The sequence below is a fragment of the Candidatus Avelusimicrobium alvi genome, from assembly GCF_958451995.1.
Taxonomy (GTDB): Bacteria; Elusimicrobiota; Elusimicrobia; order Elusimicrobiales; family Elusimicrobiaceae; genus Avelusimicrobium; species Avelusimicrobium alvi.
The window spans coordinates 1-18,204 of the sequence record NZ_CAUDSG010000017.1; the positions used below are offsets into that span (position 1 = coordinate 1).

The 18,204-nt window shown below is 52.5% G+C and carries 18 protein-coding genes; 7 read left to right on the top strand and 11 right to left on the bottom strand.

Annotation, left to right across the window (positions count from 1 at the left end):
* Positions 1-383: 383 nt before the first annotated feature.
* The 4 genes from ACQY36_RS04510 to ACQY36_RS04525 are packed head-to-tail and all read right to left on the bottom strand — an operon-like array spanning position 384 to position 5,407.
* Complete coding sequence (locus tag ACQY36_RS04510) at positions 384-1,736, bottom strand: tetratricopeptide repeat protein (protein WP_428078019.1); 1,353 nt, start codon at positions 1,734-1,736, stop codon at positions 384-386.
* Complete coding sequence (locus tag ACQY36_RS04515; RefSeq protein ID WP_428071008.1) at positions 1,711-2,529, bottom strand: phytoene/squalene synthase family protein; 819 nt, start codon at positions 2,527-2,529, stop codon at positions 1,711-1,713. Before ACQY36_RS04515 ends, ACQY36_RS04510 begins: the two co-directional genes overlap by 26 nt.
* The gene (gene coaW / locus ACQY36_RS04520) at positions 2,526-3,362 is read right to left on the bottom strand and encodes a type II pantothenate kinase (protein ID WP_428071007.1); all 837 of its coding nucleotides are present in this window, start codon (positions 3,360-3,362) and stop codon (positions 2,526-2,528) included. Before coaW ends, ACQY36_RS04515 begins: the two co-directional genes overlap by 4 nt.
* Positions 3,359-5,407, bottom strand: a complete 2,049-nt coding sequence (locus tag ACQY36_RS04525; protein WP_428078021.1) for a M3 family metallopeptidase — start codon at positions 5,405-5,407, stop codon at positions 3,359-3,361. Before ACQY36_RS04525 ends, coaW begins: the two co-directional genes overlap by 4 nt.
* 167 nt (positions 5,408-5,574) lie before the next feature.
* Here ACQY36_RS04525 and ACQY36_RS04530 point away from each other — a divergent pair, with 167 nt between their 5' ends.
* Together ACQY36_RS04530 and speB are read left to right on the top strand one after the other, a co-directional pair.
* Entirely contained in the window at positions 5,575-6,129 is a 555-nt protein-coding gene (locus tag ACQY36_RS04530; RefSeq protein ID WP_428057464.1) for a pyruvoyl-dependent arginine decarboxylase, read from the top strand.
* A 13-nt stretch (positions 6,130-6,142) separates the two neighbouring features.
* Positions 6,143-7,015 (top strand): agmatinase, encoded by an 873-nt coding sequence (gene speB / locus ACQY36_RS04535; protein ID WP_428078023.1) that lies wholly within the window; start codon positions 6,143-6,145, stop codon positions 7,013-7,015.
* Positions 7,016-7,269: 254 nt separating this feature from the next.
* On the opposite strand, the gene ACQY36_RS04540 is transcribed toward speB, so the two are convergent.
* The 5 genes from ACQY36_RS04540 to ACQY36_RS04560 form a co-directional block, all read right to left on the bottom strand.
* A complete protein-coding gene (locus ACQY36_RS04540) occupies positions 7,270-7,965 on the bottom strand; it encodes an outer membrane protein (protein ID WP_428078025.1) in 696 nt (231 codons plus the stop codon).
* Between the two features lie 141 nt (positions 7,966-8,106).
* The gene (locus ACQY36_RS04545; protein WP_428071001.1) at positions 8,107-9,303 is read right to left on the bottom strand and encodes a tetratricopeptide repeat protein; all 1,197 of its coding nucleotides are present in this window, start codon (positions 9,301-9,303) and stop codon (positions 8,107-8,109) included.
* Positions 9,303-10,592, bottom strand: coding sequence for a serine--tRNA ligase (gene serS, locus ACQY36_RS04550; RefSeq protein WP_428078027.1), 1,290 nt, complete (start codon positions 10,590-10,592; stop codon positions 9,303-9,305). Before serS ends, ACQY36_RS04545 begins: the two co-directional genes overlap by 1 nt.
* Before the next feature lie 11 nt (positions 10,593-10,603).
* Positions 10,604-10,855, bottom strand: a complete 252-nt coding sequence (locus tag ACQY36_RS04555) for a hypothetical protein (RefSeq protein WP_428057454.1) — start codon at positions 10,853-10,855, stop codon at positions 10,604-10,606.
* Positions 10,852-11,532, bottom strand: a complete 681-nt coding sequence (locus ACQY36_RS04560; RefSeq protein WP_428070999.1) for a CsgG/HfaB family protein — start codon at positions 11,530-11,532, stop codon at positions 10,852-10,854. Before ACQY36_RS04560 ends, ACQY36_RS04555 begins: the two co-directional genes overlap by 4 nt.
* Before the next feature lie 54 nt (positions 11,533-11,586).
* Between ACQY36_RS04560 and ACQY36_RS04565 the strand changes: the two genes are divergently transcribed.
* The 5 genes from ACQY36_RS04565 (at position 11,587) to ACQY36_RS04585 (ending at position 15,813) form a co-directional block, all read left to right on the top strand.
* Complete coding sequence (locus ACQY36_RS04565; RefSeq protein WP_428078029.1) at positions 11,587-12,183, top strand: KdsC family phosphatase; 597 nt, start codon at positions 11,587-11,589, stop codon at positions 12,181-12,183.
* 43 nt (positions 12,184-12,226) lie between these two features.
* Positions 12,227-12,862, top strand: a complete 636-nt coding sequence (locus ACQY36_RS04570) for an outer membrane protein (RefSeq protein ID WP_428078031.1) — start codon at positions 12,227-12,229, stop codon at positions 12,860-12,862.
* Between the two features lie 104 nt (positions 12,863-12,966).
* On the top strand, positions 12,967-14,019 hold the full coding sequence (locus ACQY36_RS04575; RefSeq protein WP_428078033.1) for a DUF1646 family protein: 1,053 nt from the start codon (positions 12,967-12,969) through the stop codon (positions 14,017-14,019).
* 4 nt (positions 14,020-14,023) lie between these two features.
* A complete protein-coding gene (locus ACQY36_RS04580; protein WP_428057444.1) occupies positions 14,024-14,653 on the top strand; it encodes an MgtC/SapB family protein in 630 nt (209 codons plus the stop codon).
* 20 nt (positions 14,654-14,673) lie between these two features.
* Complete coding sequence (locus ACQY36_RS04585) at positions 14,674-15,813, top strand: DegT/DnrJ/EryC1/StrS family aminotransferase (RefSeq protein WP_428057442.1); 1,140 nt, start codon at positions 14,674-14,676, stop codon at positions 15,811-15,813.
* Positions 15,814-16,369: 556 nt separating this feature from the next.
* Here ACQY36_RS04585 and ACQY36_RS04590 read toward each other — a convergent pair.
* Positions 16,370-17,272 (bottom strand): ParB/RepB/Spo0J family partition protein, encoded by a 903-nt coding sequence (locus tag ACQY36_RS04590; protein ID WP_428057440.1) that lies wholly within the window; start codon positions 17,270-17,272, stop codon positions 16,370-16,372.
* A gap of 1 nt (position 17,273) precedes the next feature.
* Positions 17,274-18,107 carry a ParA family protein gene (locus ACQY36_RS04595; protein WP_428057438.1) on the bottom strand — a complete coding sequence of 278 codons (834 nt, stop codon included), beginning with the start codon at positions 18,105-18,107 and terminating at the stop codon, positions 17,274-17,276.
* Between the last annotated feature and the right edge of the window lie 97 nt (positions 18,108-18,204).

An 18,204-nucleotide genomic window follows, 5' to 3' on the forward strand; every position in this document is an offset into this window, starting at 1 on the left:
GATATTCCCAATTTATCAAAAAAAAAAACAAATCAACCCCCTTGCCGGGGGCAGGCAATCTGGCCTGACCAGGGACTGGCAATAGACGGCACTTTTAGATACTTGGGAGAGAAACATTCGGGGACGTAAGGAACAAAAAGACTGCCGGCCAATGCCCATAAAATCCAGTTTTACGCGGCGCGTTTTACAACTCGCTTCGCTCAGACAAATAAAACGCTTCTCCCGCGTAAAACGGATTTTATAGACGGGCTAAAGGCCGGAACCACAACAGCAACAACACGGCTAAGACCTGCAACAAACGAGAGCCGGCAAGGCCCCGTTTCCTAAAAAAACGCGGACCAAAGCATTACGCCGTGGTCCGCGCGGTATTGCCTTAAAAACAATTATTCCAACAGGTTGCCGTCGTCCAGACACACCGTATACCCGTAATAGGAATAGCTCTCCACCAGCGAGTTGGAAGGCACCCTTACGTTCGGGTTGCGCTTGGCGTGCGCGGCCATCAGGTAATAATACGGCACGCCTTTTTTCGGGTCCGCCGTCTGGCGGGCGATGACGAAATAACGGCGGTCGTTCTTCGTAACGTTCAGCACGTACAGCCCCAGTTTGGAGCGCAGGGTTTCTTCGGAACATTTGGTTTGGTTTTGAATCATCTTCAGTTCCGAGCGCGTAATTTCCACATACCCCGCGTCTTTAAGTTCCTGCACGCGCACCGCTACTTTATTTAAAAACGCCTGCGTCGGAGGTACGGCTTCTTTGGGAAGCAAAAACGCTTTGCGGTTTTGCAACGCTTCGGTGTAGACGAAGAAACCGCTGTCGGTAAGCGTGCTGTCCGCCTTAAAAATTTTCTCGCCCTTCATATCGCGCAAATCAAACACGTCTTTTATCGGCACTCCGCCTTTTTGGAAAACGGCGATGGCGTCCTGCCCGATGTGTTTTTCAAGCGCTTTGTAACCGGCCAGCGTCAGCATTTCGCGTTCAAAATCCGTATCTTTATTAATGGTCACCAGATATTCCTGCGGCACTTTGGGATACTTGTTTTTCAAGTAATCAATGCCCCTCCGCTGTTCGGCCTTATGAATGTCCGCAAACAGCGCGCGGTCGTCCTCCGTCAGCTGCGCCGCATCGGGCGCGACGGCGTAGCGCTGTTTCAGCGCGGCAAGCATTTCATCGTTGGTCAGGTAATCCGGTTCCAAATTAACCAGGCGTTTGCGCGCAATCAGGTTCAGCGGTTCCACCGCAAGCGCGGAGCGGTAGTATTCCGCCGCGCCCTGCCTGTCGCCCTGGTATTCCACAATCACGCCTTTGCCCACCAGAGAATTGACGTTGGCCGCATTGTATTCAAGCGACTTGGAATACATTTTAAGCGCCAAGTCGTTTTGCTGGCGTTTTAACGCAATATCGCCCAGCATGGAATACGTGTATGACCAATAGGGGGACGTGCGCTTCATGCTTGTTAAAGCGGCGTTAAAATATTTTTCCGCTCCGTCCAAATCATCCTGCGTCAGCAGTACGCCGGCCAGCGAAAGCTGCGCTTCCACATTGTCCGGGTCCAGCTTTAAACAGCGGGTAAACGTATCCTGCGCCTGCAGGTATTCCTTGGCGGAAAAAGCTTTTTTGCCGTTTTCCAGGCACGAAGAAACGGTTTGTTTGCCGCCGGCCGCCTGAACGAACGGGGCCGACAAACACATCACAAACGCAAGCAATAAACGGTCAGAAAATAGTTTTGAGCAGTGCATAGCCGATACTCTTTAATTTCTCGCCCTTTGTCAGTTTTACGGGGCGGATAAAATGGAAATCCGTTGCTCTTATTTTAGCAAGATTTTTGACATATACATACCCCATCACCCGGCACGGCAGCATTTTAAGACGGGGAAATTTTTTCATTTGTTTAAACGCGCGCGCATAAAATCCGTCCGCCGTTTCGGCCAGCGCCGCCAGCAGCGCCGCAAGTTCGCGCGGTTTTTTGCCTTCCAGCACGTCCGTGCGCGTTAAACCGAAAGCGGCCAGCATATCCTGCGGCAAATACACCCGGCCCAGGGCGGCATCGTCGTGTACGTCGCGGATGATATTGGTCAGCTGGACGGCCGAACCCAACTGCAACGAAAGTTCGTCCGCCGCCCGGCCCTTGACGCCCAAAATGTCCAGCGTCGCGCAGCCCACAATCACGGCCACGCGGTATAAATACCACTCCAGTTCCCGCTGCGTCCGGTAAGAACGGCCCTGCAAATCGGCGCGCATCCCCTCAATAAGCAGTAAAAACCGGTCCCTGGAAATGCCAAAGTTTTTTACGTCCCGCGTCAGGCGTCTGCCCAAATCCGTCCGGGGGGTTCCTTCATATACGCGGCTGATTTCTGCGGCCCACGTGTCCAGCTCTTTCTCCGGGGCGGGTACGTCCGGCTCGTCGGCAATATCATCCATCCGCCGGCAGAACTCGTAATAATCGGCCAGCGCTTCGCGGCGGCTCTTTCCCAAAAAGAAAAAGGCCGGCCCGAAACTGGATTTTTTATACGAGCGGTTATCAGCCGTCATTTGGTTTGCCCGCGTTTAAAATAGGAAAGCGCCGCCCCCGTGGCCGTGGCGTAAATGGCGTTTTTGGGAATAATAAAATTCACGCCGTGCATTTTATGTAAAGCCTGGAAAACTTTTTTGGCAAACGGCACCAAGGTAAGCGTGCCCGTGAGCACCACGTCTTTTACCGAATCGTTGCGGCAGGCGAACACGGCCATCATGCCGATGGTTTGGAACACCATATTCAGCACGCCTATGGTTAAATCTTCGTGGGTGGCGCCGTCTTCCATCTTGCCGAAGTTGGAGGCCGTGGTGTCCGGCGTAAGCGTAGAAATAACGCCTTTGCTGATGTCCTGAATGTTTAAATCCACGCGGTCCAATGCGCCGCCTTCGGCCATTTCCACCACCGTTTTAAACGAAGTCGCGCCGCAGAGTTTGCCGCACAGCCCCAGCACCGTACCGCCGCCCACGCCGGAACCGCCGATGTGGCGGATGCCGTCCTGGCCGGCGCGCACAAACGCCGTACCGGTGCCCATGCTGACGATCAGCCCTTCTTTTTTGCCGGACAGCGCCAGCCCGCCGAGCCCGATGGCTTCAAATTCGTCCACCGCGGCGGTCGGAATGCCGTACACGTCTTTTTTAAACAAAGAAGACCCCACGCCCGTTAAAATAATCTGTTTGACGTCCGAAAGGGACAGGCCGTTTTCGTTGACGAATTTACCCAGCGCGCCGTAGGCGGAAGTCAGCGGGTCGGCCGCTTCCACTTTCAGCATGGAGACGAGTTTCCCCCCGTCCGTATAACCCACGATTTTCGTCGTGGAACCGCCCACGTCAATCCCGATGACAACGCTCATAAAGCCTCCCGGTTCAGGCCGATGGACTGCAGGAACGGTTCGCTCTGCGCGGGACGGCCCAAAAAGTTTTTCACCATTTCTTCTTCGTCCAGCGTGCCGCCTTTTTCCAAAATTTCGCGGCGGAATTTTAAGCCCGTTTCGGGATTAAAAATACCGTTCTTTTTAAACTCGCCGAAGAAATCCTCCGCAATTACTTCCGACCATAAATAACCGTAATACCCCGCGTCGTACCCGCCCATAATATGGCCGAAAGACGCCTGCGGGATGGTGCCTTTGGTAAGCGGCAGCCCGCGGATTTTTTTCGTCAAATCAAAATACAGTTTGGTGGAATCCGGCGTAATCTTCGCGGTGTGCAGCGTCATATCGTACTGCGCAAAGAAATCCTGCCGCAAATAGGCGCCGCCGGAACCGAAATTTTTAGCGGCAATCATCCGCCCGATTAAATCGTCCGGCAGCGGTTCGCCGGTTTTATAATGTTTGCTGATTTTTTTAAGCACCTGCGGATCCCACGCCCAGCGCTCCAGCATTTGGCTGGGGGCTTCCACAAAATCCCAGCTGACGTTGGTGCCCGAGAAAGCCGAGTATTTGGATTTAGTCAGCGCGTTGTGCAAGACGTGGCCGAACTCGTGGAACAGGGTTTCCACTTCCCCGTGTTTTAAAAGTGAAGGCGTATCCGCCGACGGTTTATTGAGGTTGGCCACAATCGCCACGAACGGGATTTGGTACGTGCCGTCCTGCTTTTCCTCCCCTTCCACCAGGCCGAAACACGCGGCGTGTTTGTATTTGCCTTCGCGGGGGTAAAGGTCCATATAAAAATAAGCGATGAGTTCGCCGGAGGCGCTGTCTTTAATTTTAAACGCTTTTACGTCAGGATGCCACACCGGGACGTCCACCGGTTCAAACGTAATGCCGAACACGCCGCCAAACAGCTCCAGCATTCCGTCAATCACCACCCGGGAAGGGAAGTATTCTTTGATTTTTTCGCTGTCCAGCTCCAGGTGTTCTTTGCGGTATTTGTTGCTCCAGTAGCCGCTTTCCCACGAATAAAGCGTGCGGCTTTTTTTGCCCGTATTTTCGTTCTTGTAGGCAATCATTTCTTTATCTTCTTTTTTGCCCAGCGGTTTTAATTTTTTCTGTAAATCTTTTAAAAAGCTCATCACCGTTTTGGGGTTTTTCGCCATGCGGTTTTCCAGCTTTAAATCCGCATACGTGTTATACCCCAGCAAATGCGCGATTTGGCGGCGCAGGGTAAGCGTTTTTTCCAACAGCCGTACGTTTTCTTCCCCGCCGCGGCGGTTGTATTTAAATTCCAGCGCTTTGCGGGCGGATTCGTCGTCGGCGTTTAACATAAAAGGCACATAGTCCGGGTAGTCCAGCGTAACGAGGTATTTGCCGTCTTCGGTTTTTTCAAGTTTTTGGATATAGTCCGCCCCCAGGCCTTTTAATTGCTCTTCGGTAACGGCCAGCGGGTCTTTGTATTCCTGGATGTTTTTGTCAAACTTGATGACGTATTCGGCTTTTTCTTTATTAAGGGCTTTAAATTTTTCCAGGTCTTCGTCGCTTAGTTCCATACCGCTGTTTTTAAAACCAATCAGCATTTCTTTAACCAGCTTCGCCTGCACCGGGTCCAGCCGGGGGTTGGTGTCGGTATACTGGCGGATGGCCTGATATACGTCGCGCCGGGTGGCTACGTCCACCATATACTGGCTGATTTGCATTTGGAGCGCCAGGGCGGCGTCGCGGAAGTTTTTATCGGTGGACACATAAGACAGAAAACCGCTCATGCCCAGCGCGTTGCCGTACTTGTCAAAGGCGCGCTCGTAGCCCATAATGGTATTGTCAAAGGTGCGTTCGCCGGGCGGGATGGCAATCAGCGCGGCCAAGTCTTTTTCCAGCTGCACGCGCGCGGCGGCTTCGGCCGGGGCCAGTTCCTCCGCTTTATAATCAAAATGCAAAACGCCGTTTTTAAACATATCTGCCATGGAATACACTCCCGTCGCGGTTAAGAGAAAAGCCGTAACCAAAAGTAATTTTGTTTTTTTCATATTAATATATTACACTCTTATTGTATCGGTTTTCCGTTCAGTCGGGCAACCGGTAAAACGTGGAACGTAAATTATAACGCTGATGAAGAGAAATCCTTTTTCTTTTTGTTATTTGTTATAATTTATATTATATTAATTCACATCAAGGAATTAGTGGAAAAATAAAAATGTACGAAGCGTTTGTACCCAAAGAGATATTCCTTACTAAAGGAATCGGCAGACACAAAGAAAAACTGGCCAGCTTTGAAGAAGCGTTGAGAGACGCCAAAATCGCCAGCTTCAACTTGGTGCCTGTGTCCAGCATCTTCCCTCCCGGCTGCAAGACCGTGCCCGTTTCCAAAGGGCTTAAAGATCTTCACCCGGGCCAAATTCTGCATTGCGTCATCAGCAGAAACACCAGCAACGAATACCGCCGCCTTATTTCCGCTTCCGTGGGTCTTGCGATCCCGAAAGAAGGAAAGAAAACACACGGGTACATCTCCGAACACCACAGCTTCGGCGAAACCGACAAACAGGCCGGCGATTACGCGGAAGACTTGGCCGCTTTGATGCTCTCCACCACGCTGGGCATCGAGTTTGACAACAATACCACTTGGGACCAGAAAGAAGAAATCTGGAAAATGAGCGGTAAAATCGTCCGCACCACCAACATCACCCAGTCTGCCATCTGCGTAGAAGGGCTTTGGACCACCGTCGTTGCGGCGGCCGTGTTTGTCAAATAACTCCGGTAAGATTGTGAGCGATAACGTACAAACTGATAAGTTTATGGGGCTAGAGAGCAAATACAGCTCTCTGCCCCTTTGTAAATTCGTGGTAGTGCCCGTGCCGTTTGAAAAAACGGTCTGCTACGGGCACGGCACCGCCAAAGGCCCCGCCGCCGTGATTGAGGCCTCCACCCAAATTGAACTTTGGGACGAAGAAACCAAAACCGAAACCTGGGAGCTGGGCATTAACACTCAGCCGGCCGTCAACTGCAAAGGCTCCACGAATACGGTGTTTAAAAACATTGATAAAACCGTGCGCAATCTGATGCAGTACAAAGCCATCCCGTTCTACATCGGGGGAGAGCACACGGTTACCCAGGCGCTCGCGCAGCCTTATATTGAAAAATACAAAAACCTGAGCATCCTGCATTTTGACGCCCACGCCGATTTGCGCGAAACCTTTGAAGGCACGCCCAAAAGCCACGCCTGTGCGCTGTATCCGGCTTCCCGTCAGGTGCCGGTGGTGCAGGTGGGCATCCGCAGCGTAGCCAGCGAAGAAAAACAATACTGCAACGCGGGCAAGGTAACCACGTTTTTAATGCACGAACACCGGGATATTAAAAAACTCATCCCGCAGGTGCTTAAAAAACTGACTGACACCGTGTATATTACCATTGACGTGGACGGTTTTGATCCGTCCGTCATCCCCGCCACGGGCACGCCGCAGCCCGGCGGATTTATGTGGTATGAAGCGCTGGACTTGTTCCGCGAAGTCATCAAGCATAAAAAAATTGTGGCTGTAGACGTTGTAGAAGCCTGCCAGCGCAAGGCCGACGCCATTACGGAGTTTAACGTTTCCAAGTTAATCTACCGGCTGATGGGGTATCTGTCGCTGAAGAAATAATTTAAACCCGCTCTTACGAGCGGGTTTTTTACGGGAAATTATCCCGCACTAGTTCCTGCCCGTTCCGGCTTCGTACCCGGAGCGGGCTTTTTTCCGGGCTTCCGTCCGGCTATGCACGCGGCAAACACACGGCAGCCCTAGCATCACCGGCCCTAAACGCCGCACAGCGCACGGAAAACAGCCGCGCCTATACCTTGTCGGCTAAACGAAAACCCCGCCTTTTGGGCGGGGTTTTCAAACAAATAACTGCTTGCTTAGAACTTGTAACCGACTTTAAACAGGAAAGACAGATAGCTGTAATTTTCTTTGCCGGAAACACCGTCAATATCATACTTGCCAGTATCAAACTGAAAACCTTGGTAGCGCATTTCGCCGCCAATCATCCAGTTGCTTTCGCCCAGATCAGCTTCTACACCGGCACCGACGAAATAGCCTAACGAAGTGCTGGTACCGTCAACAGAGCCGTTTCCGCCCCAGGATTCCATTTCAATTTTTCCCTTAGCAGAAGTCAAACCCAAACCAAAGGGGAAATACACGCGCACGCGGCTTTGGGGATTAACGTTCAACCGGCCGACCGCCATGGCATTAAACGTATTCATAGACGATTTAATGGTCGTGTGCCCCCAAGAGGAGGACAAATCATATTCAGCTTCGCCGAATACACCGCCGCTGAGCTCACCGCCCAAACCAAGGTAATCATTTACAAAATACAAATAAGAGGCACCAAAACCAACACCAGCATCGCCCCAATCTAAATCATTAATTCTAAAGGTGTGTCCACCGCCGTCAATAACATACAGATCGCCCAAGCCCGCATCTTGAAGCGGCGCAAGCGCTCCTAAATAACCGCTGGCCAGCTGATCGCCGGCCTGGATGCCTTCCGCTTTAACGGCGGTAGGCCAGGCGCATAAAATGCTAAGAAGCACGCCCAACACTGCTAATTTTTTCATTCAGTCTCTCCTTGTGTAGTTTGACGCAAGTTTTCTTGCATAGAGAAATCATAGCAATCTGTCGTCCAAAAAGCAAGAAAGTTTTATATACAAAAAAACCGCCCCGTTCCGACGGGGCGGTTTTTTCCGGCAAAAACGGTCTCACAGCGGCGGCAGCGGGCCGACGTTTCCGCCTTCCGGCAGAGTGTACGGACACTTCAGCAGAGATTTGGCCAGCTCGTCAAACCCCCATTTATCCCTAAAAGAAAGGACGTATTTATACTGCGCCGCGGCTTTCTCGCGCTCACCCAGCAAATCATATACCTGGCCCAGACGCATTTCGTTCCACACGCCCCAGCGGCTGGGCTCCTGGCCTTTCAGCGCCTGCTGGCCCTGTTCAAACAGTTTGCGGGCTTCTTCAAGATTGCCCTGCGCCATTTGGGCGGTGCCCAAAGCGGTATAAGCGCGGGAAATATAAATATCTTTATAAAAAGGATCGTTTCCGATTAACTCCAAAAACGCCTGCGCCTGACGGGTTACTTCGTCGTAGTGCCCGGTTTCGTAGAGGCAGATGATTTCCACGTAATGCATCAGCGGATTTTTGGGGTATTTTGCGCGCAGCTCGCGGATGTATTCCAGCGACTTGGCGGGATTGTAATACTTGCCGCCGCGCGTGTTTTGGACTTCAATTAAAATCAGTTTGGAACTGTCGGCCGTAAAATGCGCTTTTTCGCGCGCCAGATTCAGCTGCGCCACGCCTTCGTCCGGGTTGCCTTTAATGGCTACGATTTTAGCCAGGATTTTAATGACGGAAGGGAGAGTGCCCGCGTAATACTGGTAAATGCCCAGGCCGAAATACGCGTCGTAATACGTCGGGTCCAGCTCCAGGGATTTTTCCAGATTTTTAATGGCTTTGCGTCCCGAAAAATAGGCCGTAATCCAGCTGCGGTTGCGCATGGTGAACATCGCGCGCAGCCCGTACAGCGCGCCGATGCCCATATAGGCGTTGGGGTCGTCCGGGTTTTGTTTAATCCAGCGCTTAATGCCGGCGATGGAATCGTCCAGTATTTTTTCAAACACTTTACGCTGGGCATCGTCGCTGAGTTCATACTCGTATTCGTAACGGCTCCAGGCAATCATCGCGTTGCCGAAATGCGCGAACGGATGGTCGGGATAGTCCTGAAAAACGAGTTCAATGTTTTTTTGCGCGGTGTCAAAATCCAGGCTGTACACGCCGTTAATCCCTTCCGTGGCGTGTTCCATTACGTCGGGAGGCAAAGTGATTTCCGCACGCGCGGAAGGCAGCGCGCCGGATACGAACAGGCACAGCGCGGCCGCCAGGCAAACCAGCCGTTTCATTATTTTTTGGCCTCTATTTTATCTTTGCCGAAATACGGGCGCAGGGCTTCGGGGATGATGACGGAACCGTCGGCCTGCTGGAAGTTTTCCAAAATGGCGGCAAAGGTGCGTCCCACCGCCAGGCCGCTGCCGTTAAGCGTGTGGACATACTCCTGCTTGCCCTGGGCGTTTTTGTAGCGCAGGCCCATGCGGCGCGCCTGAAAGTCCAGGCAGTTGGAGCACGAAGAAATTTCGCGGAAGCGGTTTTCGCTGGGCATCCAGACTTCAATGTCGTACGTTTTGGCGGACGAGAAACCAATGTCCCCGCTGCACAGCTCCACCACGTGATAGGGAAGGCCGAGCTCTTTTAAAATTTCCTGCGCGTCGGACACCATAATCTCCAGCATTTGATAGGAATGTTCGGGCTTGGAAAGCATCACCAGTTCCACTTTGTCAAACTGATGGTTGCGGATTAACCCGCGCGTGTCCTTGCCGTAGGTGCCCGATTCTTTGCGAAAGCACGGCGAATAGGCCGTAAGCTTTACGGGCAGTTCCGCCTCCGGCACGACGCGGATGCGGTTTAAATTGGTCAGCGGGATTTCGGCGGTGGAAATTAAAAACTGTTTGGGTTCGCCCGTGAGTTCGTACATATCTTCGCGGAATTTGGGCAGCTGGCCGGTGCCGACCAAAATCTCTTCGTTGACGATAACGGGCGGCATAATTTCGGTATAGCCTTTTTTCGCGTGCATATCCAGCATAAACGAAATAATCGCGCGCTCCAGGCGGGCGCCGTCGCCTTTAAACAAGGCAAAGCGGCTGCCGGACAGCGCGGCGGCGGCTTCAAAATCCAAAATGCCGAGCTTTTCGCCCACGGACTGGTGGTCCAGCGGTTTAAAATCAAATTTGGGAAGCGGGATGGTGCACGGCAGGTATTCCGGATTGTCCGCATCCGACACGCCTACCGGAATATTTTCGTTGGGCATATTGGGGATGGACAGCAAAAGGCCGTCAATTTCTTTTTTAAGCGGGTCCAGTTCGGCTTCTTTGGCGCCCATTTCTTCTTTTAACTTGCCCACTTCGGCCATGGCTTCTTTGGCGGCTTCGTCGCCCTGTTCTTTTTTAATTTTGCCGATGGATTTAGACATCTCGTTGCGTTTGGCGCGCAGCTCTTCCACACGGGCGAGCACGGTTTTGTAAGCGGAGTATTTTTGAAGAACGTCGTCCACTTGGGCGGCCAGTTCGGGTTTTCTTAAGGATAAGCGTTTTTTGACTTCCTCGGGATTTGCAACGATGTATTTAATGTCTAACATAAAAACCTCTGTTATTTATTTTCTAAATCAATTAAGTACGGCTCGGGAAACCAGTGGCGGTACGGCTTGAAAGTAGCCACGGCATATTCTACGGCGTAAGACGTCAGCAGCCGCGCGCTTACGGGCGCCACGGAGGTTTGCCCCGCCACCAGCGCGCCCACCGTTAAAGCCAGCAAAACAAACAGCGTTTTTACAGACACAAAAAACGCTTTAAGCAAAACAACGGCGGACTGCTCGGCAAACGAGCGGCGTTTGGCGGTCATTTTTCTTCCCGGCGTTTGGCCAGTTCTTTGGTAAAACTTTTAACCAGGCCGCGGGCGATGTAATCGGCCGCGTCCAGCGCGCTGGAGCTTGATTCGTCCGACGAACCAATCCACACGATTTCGGCCGTTTCCACGTCCACCAGTTTGGCGATAATGCCCACGCGGGCGTTGATGGTGTATTCGGTGGGGCGTACGTCCGTAGAATGGGAATACTGCGTGCCCACGTTGCGGGTGTACCCCACATACGTGCCGTCCGGCAGCTGCATAACGTCCTGCGTATATACGGGGCGCGCTTCGCTGCGGCGGGTGGCGGTCATCGTCAGCTCGGTGCGCGCGGGCGTATAGGAACTCACCTCGCCGATGAGCAGTACGTCCACGCCCAAAATCCGGCCGATTTCGCGCGTCGTCTCGGGCGACAAATAGCCCGACACCGAAATATTGTGTTCTTTAAGCACGCTTTCCAGCTGGGCGCGCTCCACCACTTTAAATCCGGCGTTGATTAAATACTTGGCGAACAGGTTCTCCACCCCCTGCATAGCGGGCCAGGTGTTGGAAAAAGCCATCACGCCGATGCGGTCCATTTGGTCAAAATCATACGACTTGCTGATAACCGTTTTAGGCGTGCATCCCCACGCAAACAGGCAGCATAAAAGCGCCAGACTTATAAATTTCTTCATATGATAATTATATAATTTTTAGGCACCCGGAAATAAAGGTATAATAAATACAATATGACACCCGATAATCCGCTTTTTACCGAAAAAGCCAAAAAAATCAAGCTGCTGCTGACGGACGTTGACGGCGTGATGACCGACGGCAAGCTGAGCTTTTTTACCGACGCCCGGGGTACGGCGCGCGAAGTGAAACATTTTGAATCCTTAGACGGCATGGGGCTGATGTTTTTAACTTACTGCGGCGTGCAGACGGGCATTGTGTCCAAAGGCGCCAGCAACACGCTGGAATTTTGGGCCAAGGCGCTGGGGATGAGCTACCTGTTTTACAATACGTCCGTCAAACACCGCGCGCTGGAGTTTTTACAAAAAGAATACGGCATCCTGCCCGAAGAAACCGCCTTTATCGGCGACGATTTGATTGACCTGGGCCTGCTCGCCCGCGTCGGGCTGCCGCTGGCGGTGGCCAACAGCGTGCCCGAGGCCAAAAAACTGGCCGTATACACTTCCCCCCGCCACGGAGGGGACGCCGCCGTGCGCGACATTGCCGAACAAATCCTGCGCGCCCGGGGCGAGTGGGACCGCGTGGTGGCGGATAATATGTCCGGCGTTTTCCAAAACCCGCAGCGGGAACTTTGTATTGTCAAAGGATTATAAAATTTTTACAATATAAATATCTTGCAGTATCATAAGGAGCTTTATGAAAAAATTACTTCTGCTGTGCGCACTGTTCCTCTCCGTTCCCGCCGCTGCGCAGGATTACTACGGATTGCAGGAATACGGTCTTCGCAAAAACACCACCCGCATTGAATTTTACGGCGGGATGGTCTTGCCGCAGGACAGCTGGTCCCACCACGGCCAGGAAATTGACCTGGGCGGAACAGGCTGGACGGCCGGCATCGGTTTTACCCGCAACATCTTTCCGGTGTTCTCGCTGGGCGTTGACGCAAACTACGCGCAGCTGGGCGACGGAGACACCTTTATCTCCGGCGGCCAAGACTCTTACTACCGCACCGGCATCGCCACCGGGCTTGTAACGGGCCGCGTGAACTTTTTCCCGTCCCAGGCCACCCGCCTGTATGTACCTTTCGGTATCGGCGTGGGCCATATGTTCGCCCGCCAGAAACTGGACGACGGCTCCCACGTTACCACCGACAGCACCGACCTGGCGCAAATGCTGGGCTTGGGGCTGGAATTTGACATTGACGAAACCGTCATCTTCGGCGTGGAAGGCCGCTACTACTTAATTGAAGCCAACAGCGATTTTAAAGACGCGTTCGGCAAAAGCCGTTATCATTATATGACGGTGATGCTTAAAATCGGCTGCCGCTTTTAACGCACGGACATTTTTAAAACCCACCGCCCCGTTTGAGGCGGCGGGTTTTTTTATAACCTCAAAAACCGCTTGGCGCACAAGCAAAAAAAGGATTCAATAACTATATGGAACAAAATATTTCCGTCCTGGTGATGACGTTACTTTCACTGATTGTACTCGCCGCGCTGACGCTGCCGTTTCTGGTGCACAAAGTGGAGGAAGAACTTGAAATTTTCCTTCTTGTCTGCGGCCTGGCGGCCGTGACCGTTTCCTCCGCGTGGAGCGGACACTTAGTAGCCGAAGCGTTAAAAGAGCCCGTCGCCATCACGGCGGCCGTACTCGTGCTGGGCGTGCTGTTTAAACGCTTTGGGCATTTAATCGCGCATATGGTGCACGCCGTGGAAGTAAAAACCGGCCCCAAAACCCTTTTGTTCCTTACCGTCTTTATCATCGGGCTTTTTTCAAGCGTGCTGACGGCCATCATCGCCGCGCTGATTACGGCGGAAATTATTAAACTGCTGGATATTTCCGACCGCGAAAAAACGCGCCTGGCGGTATATGCGTGTTTTGCCATCGGCTTCGGCGCCATTTTAACGCCGATCGGCGAGCCGCTTTCCACCATCGTCGTGGCCAAGCTAAAAGGCGACCCGTACAACGCCGATTTCTTTTTCCTCCTGCGTTTAATGGGCGTGTGGATTCTGCCCGCGCTGGTGCTGTTTGCCGCGCTGGCCGCGCGCATGGGTAAGAAAAACATCACTTCCGAACCGACGGGTAAAAGCGAAGCCGAGCCGTACAAACAAATTTTTATCCGCGCCGGAAAAGTGTATATGTTCGTAGCCGCCCTCATCCTGCTGGGCGACGGTTTAAAACCGCTGGCCGCGCGCACGATTACGCATTTATCCAAATACGCGCTGTACTGGATTAACTCGCTGTCCGCCGTATTGGACAACGCCACCCTGGCCAGCATTGAAATTATGCCCTCCCTCCCGAAAGAAACGCTGGTGTTTTTGCTCGCGTCGCTTATTTTGGCGGGCGGACTGCTCATTCCGGGAAACATCCCCAACATCATCTGCGCGTCCAAGCTGGGCATTAAAAGCCGCGAATGGGCGCGCGAAGCGCTGCCGGTGGGACTTGTGATGATGGTGGTTTACTTTATCGTTCTGTCTATTGTATTATAAGAGTATGGACGACATCTTTATTAAGATTTTCTTATCGCTCGTGCTGGGCGGGGTGCTGGGCATGGAACGCCAGTACCACGACAAGCCCGCCGGATTTGCCACCAACTGTTTGATTTGTTTGGGGGCGATGCTGTTTACCGCACTGTCGGAATTTATGTACGGCCAGGGCGGAGACCCGGGCCGCATTGCGGCACAAATCGTTACCGGCGTGGGCTTTATCGGCGCGGGGTCCATTCTGCGCGACGGAAACAAAATTTCCGGCCTGACCACCGCCGCCGGCGTGTGGCTGGTGGCCGCCATCGGCATGGCCGTGGGATACGGCCAGTATTTGTGGGCGGCGCTTTCGGCGGCGGCGATTCTCGTCGTACAGCTGGGCGTGCGCAAAACGCTTAAACTCGTGGAATTCGTGAAACATTACGACACCTTCTACCTTACCTGCGAGCCGAATTGGAACGTGGTGGACAAAATCATCAAACAAATTGAAGCGCAGCACGTTACCATCCTGAAAAGCGAAATTACCAAACAGGACAACCGCTTTCACGTCAGTCTGGTGGCCACGTTTACCGGCCATGAATTTCAGAACATTACCAAAGAGCTTTTAGAAATGCCCGAAATATACAGTTTGTATAAATAAAACAGGAGAATAATTCCGCTATGACGGACGACATAAAACCCATACCGCTGTTCAACCTGAAAGAACAGCACGACAGCCTCAAAACCGAAATCAACGCCGCGGCCACCGAAGCCTTAAATTCCATGCACTGGCTGCTGGGCCCGCAAACCGAAAAATTTGAAGAAGAATTCGCCGAGCTGATCGGCGTGAAACACTGCATCACCTGCTCGTCGGGCGCAAGCGCGATTCAAATTGCGCTGGCCGCCGCCGGCGTGGGCGAAGGGGACGAAGTTATTACTACGCCTTTTACGTTTATCGCCACCACCTCTTCCGTTTCCCTCACGGGCGCCAAATTCGTTTTTGCCGATATTGACCCGCGCACCTATAACCTGGACGTCAAAGACGTGGAGCGCAAAATCACCAAAAAAACCAAAGCCATTCTGCCCGTACACCTCTACGGCTACCCCGCCGATATGGACGCGATTATGCACCTGGCCAACGAACACGGCTTGAAAGTGATTGAAGACTGCGCACAGGCACACCTGGCCATGGCCGACGGCGTGATGGTGGGCGGCATCGGCGACGCGGGCTGCTTCAGCTTCTACCCGAGCAAAAATTTAGGCGCCTGCGGCGACGCGGGCTGCGTGACCACCAACGACGACGAAATCGCCGATCGCTGCCGCTCCCTGCGCCACAGCGGCCGCGCCAACGGCAAAGCCTATGAATACGATTTAGAAGGCTCCACCCTGCGTATGGACGAAATCCAGGCCGCCATTTTGCGCGTAAAACTGCCCCACCTGGAAGAATGGACCGAAAAACGCCGCAAAGCCGCCGCCCTGTATGAAGAAGGTTTGGCGGGCGTGCCCGTGGTGCTTCCGCCCACTCCTCCCGCCGGCTATGCGCAGTCTTACTACGTGTTTACCATCCGCGCGGAAAAACGCGACGAATTGCAGGCGTACTTAAAAGAACGCGGCATCGGCTCCGCCGTGTACTACCCCGTGCCGCTCTACAAACAGCCGGCCTATAAAGACCGCGGATTTAAAGCCGAAGATTATCCGGAAGCGGAAAAAGCCGCCAAGGAAGTCCTGTCCATCCCGATGTTCCCGGAAATTACCGACGAGCAGGTGCGCCGCGTATGCGAGACCATCCGCGAATTCTACGAACAGGACGCAACGGTATAAAAGCTGTTTTTAACGCCATAAAAATCCTCCGTGTTAGAACGGAGGATTTTTATTTTAAAATCTGTCCCGCCAAAATACCAACCCGAACATATATACTCTATTTTAAATACGGGTTTCCGCAACTTTATTTTTAAACGCCCCCCACATGTAAGGAACCGTTTGAAAACTTTTTAAAGACGTCCGGTGAAATTCCCCAGCGTCCCCGGGGCATTCCGTGAGGAATTTGTAAACGCAAATCACAGCCGCGGGGTTCACCGCGCCCACGCCTTCACCAGCGCCATTACCGAATTGTTGCCCGACTGCGCAGGGATTTCCGCCGGGTGCCGCAAAACGCGTCCGGCGCCCTTTTTTCGGCTTTTTATTCCCCCCTTCTAATCCATATGGCGGCGTCCTTTCCCATTCCCCGGCGTTAAAAAGCCCCGTTACGCGTAAAAATAAAAATTATCTTTATTTTTTAAGGATAATTTTTAAATAAATTTTACTTGAATTTGATAGGGTGAAAAAAGAAAGCTCCCCGCACAATATGCGGGGAGCCGGCAGTTAATTTTCCAAAAAGTTACAGCATTTTATTTTTTAAGCGGCTGGCGATATTATCCAATTCATCCAGCGAGTGGTAATGAATCACCAAAGTGCCTTTTTTCATATTTTTACCGTATTTCACTTCCACTTTGGTTCCGAGCGCCGTTTGTAAATCACTTTCAAAAGAAGCCACTTCCACGGGTTTTGCGCCCTTTTCCGCTTTTTTGGCGGGGAACATCAGCGCGCGGGCGGCGTCTTCTGCCTGGCGGACGGACATTTTGCTGTTATGCATTTTTTTAAAAAGCATATCGCGTTTGGCCGCGTCCGTTACCATTAAAAGCGCGCGGCCGTGCCCTTCGGATAATGTCCCGTCCTGCAGGGCTTGCTGGATTTCGGGTTCCAGGTCCAGCAGGCGAAGCGCATTGGAAATGGCCGCCTTGGATTTGCCGCAATAGGAAGCCAAATCCGTCTGCGTAATATAGAATTTGCTCATCAGGTTACGGTAGCCGAGAGCGGTTTCAATCGGGTTTAAATCTTCGCGCTGGATATTTTCAATCAGCGCAAGCGCACACATTTCCTGGTCGCCCAAGTGCTTATGGACAATGGCGTCAATCTCCGTCAGTCCCGCCAGCTGCGTGGCGCGGAAGCGGCGTTCACCCACTACAATTTCGTATTTATCCAAGCCCGCGTCGTACACCACCACAATCGGCTGGGTTAAACCGTGCTCTTTAATGGACTGCGCGAGTTCCTGTAATTTTTCTTCGTCAAATACGCGGCGCGGCTGAAAACGGTTCGGTACGATTTTGCCCACGGAGATACGGGTGACGCTCATTCCGGGCGTTTGCTGTATCTGGGCGGACGCTCCGGCCGGCATTTGCATCACTTCCTGCGTTTGTTTGATTAAGGCGTCTAAGCCTTTTCCTAAAGCCTGTCTGGACATCTTATCCTCCGAAGTCGTAGTTCAAGGGCATATCACCCGTCATTTTAAAATCTTTATACATCTCCACATCCGCCCCGCGGCGGCCCAAAAACTCAATAGCCAGCTGAATATAGGCATTGGCTCCGCGGCAGGCGGGGTCGTAATCAAAGATGGACTGGCCGAAGCTCGGCGCTTCCGCCAGGCGGATATTGCGCGGAATCGGCGTTTTATACACCTGCTCGCCAAAGAAACGGCTGACTTCCGCAAACACCTGTTTGGAAAGATTCATGCGGGCGTCGTACATCGTCAGCACGCCGCCGTCCATCTTTAAGGCAGGATGTAAAAATTGTTTGATTTTCGCCACCGTGCTCATAAAATGGGCCAGACCTTCCATCGCGTAGTATTCGCACTGAACAGGCGTAATTACGCTGTCCGCCGCCATCATGGCGTTTAAGGTAAGAAGCCCTAAAGAAGGAGGACAATCAATAATAATATAATCGTACATTTCGCGCAAAGGGGCCAGCGCGTCTTTTAACATATTCTCGCGGCCGCGCACGTTTACCAGTTCCACTTCTGCACCGGCCAAATCTTTGCAGGCAGGCAGCACATCCAGCATTTCGCTGGAGGTCTGGCGGACCACTTGCTCAAACGGAGCCGTTTTGGTCAACAAGTGATAAACGGATTTATCGCCGTCCGCCACGGTTACGCCCAGGCCGGAGCCGGCGTTTCCCTGCGGGTCAAAATCCACCAGTAAAACTTCTTGGTCCAGGCACGCTAACGCATAAGACAGGTTGATGGAAGTGGTGGTTTTTCCTACCCCGCCTTTCTGGTTGGCAACGACGACAATTTCTCCCATAAATCCTCCGGTAAAAGTATACTTATATTAAACATTAATTCAGTATAAAAAGCAATAGGACGGAAACGTGTTTTCACGTGAAAACAGCTTCCCCCGC

Coding starts and splice junctions, on each gene's coding strand:
- ACQY36_RS04510 (WP_428078019.1), bottom strand. CDS start 1,736: ATGCACTGCTCAAAACTATTTTCTGACCGTTTATTGCTTGCGTTTGTG.
- ACQY36_RS04515 (WP_428071008.1), bottom strand. CDS start 2,529: ATGACGGCTGATAACCGCTCGTATAAAAAATCCAGTTTCGGGCCGGCC.
- coaW (WP_428071007.1), bottom strand. CDS start 3,362: ATGAGCGTTGTCATCGGGATTGACGTGGGCGGTTCCACGACGAAAATC.
- ACQY36_RS04525 (WP_428078021.1), bottom strand. CDS start 5,407: ATGAAAAAAACAAAATTACTTTTGGTTACGGCTTTTCTCTTAACCGCG.
- ACQY36_RS04530 (WP_428057464.1), top strand. CDS start 5,575: ATGTACGAAGCGTTTGTACCCAAAGAGATATTCCTTACTAAAGGAATC.
- ACQY36_RS04540 (WP_428078025.1), bottom strand. CDS start 7,965: ATGAAAAAATTAGCAGTGTTGGGCGTGCTTCTTAGCATTTTATGCGCC.
- ACQY36_RS04545 (WP_428071001.1), bottom strand. CDS start 9,303: ATGAAACGGCTGGTTTGCCTGGCGGCCGCGCTGTGCCTGTTCGTATCC.
- serS (WP_428078027.1), bottom strand. CDS start 10,592: ATGTTAGACATTAAATACATCGTTGCAAATCCCGAGGAAGTCAAAAAA.
- ACQY36_RS04555 (WP_428057454.1), bottom strand. CDS start 10,855: ATGACCGCCAAACGCCGCTCGTTTGCCGAGCAGTCCGCCGTTGTTTTG.
- ACQY36_RS04560 (WP_428070999.1), bottom strand. CDS start 11,532: ATGAAGAAATTTATAAGTCTGGCGCTTTTATGCTGCCTGTTTGCGTGG.
- ACQY36_RS04565 (WP_428078029.1), top strand. CDS start 11,587: ATGACACCCGATAATCCGCTTTTTACCGAAAAAGCCAAAAAAATCAAG.
- ACQY36_RS04570 (WP_428078031.1), top strand. CDS start 12,227: ATGAAAAAATTACTTCTGCTGTGCGCACTGTTCCTCTCCGTTCCCGCC.
- ACQY36_RS04575 (WP_428078033.1), top strand. CDS start 12,967: ATGGAACAAAATATTTCCGTCCTGGTGATGACGTTACTTTCACTGATT.
- ACQY36_RS04580 (WP_428057444.1), top strand. CDS start 14,024: ATGGACGACATCTTTATTAAGATTTTCTTATCGCTCGTGCTGGGCGGG.
- ACQY36_RS04585 (WP_428057442.1), top strand. CDS start 14,674: ATGACGGACGACATAAAACCCATACCGCTGTTCAACCTGAAAGAACAG.
- ACQY36_RS04590 (WP_428057440.1), bottom strand. CDS start 17,272: ATGTCCAGACAGGCTTTAGGAAAAGGCTTAGACGCCTTAATCAAACAA.
- ACQY36_RS04595 (WP_428057438.1), bottom strand. CDS start 18,107: ATGGGAGAAATTGTCGTCGTTGCCAACCAGAAAGGCGGGGTAGGAAAA.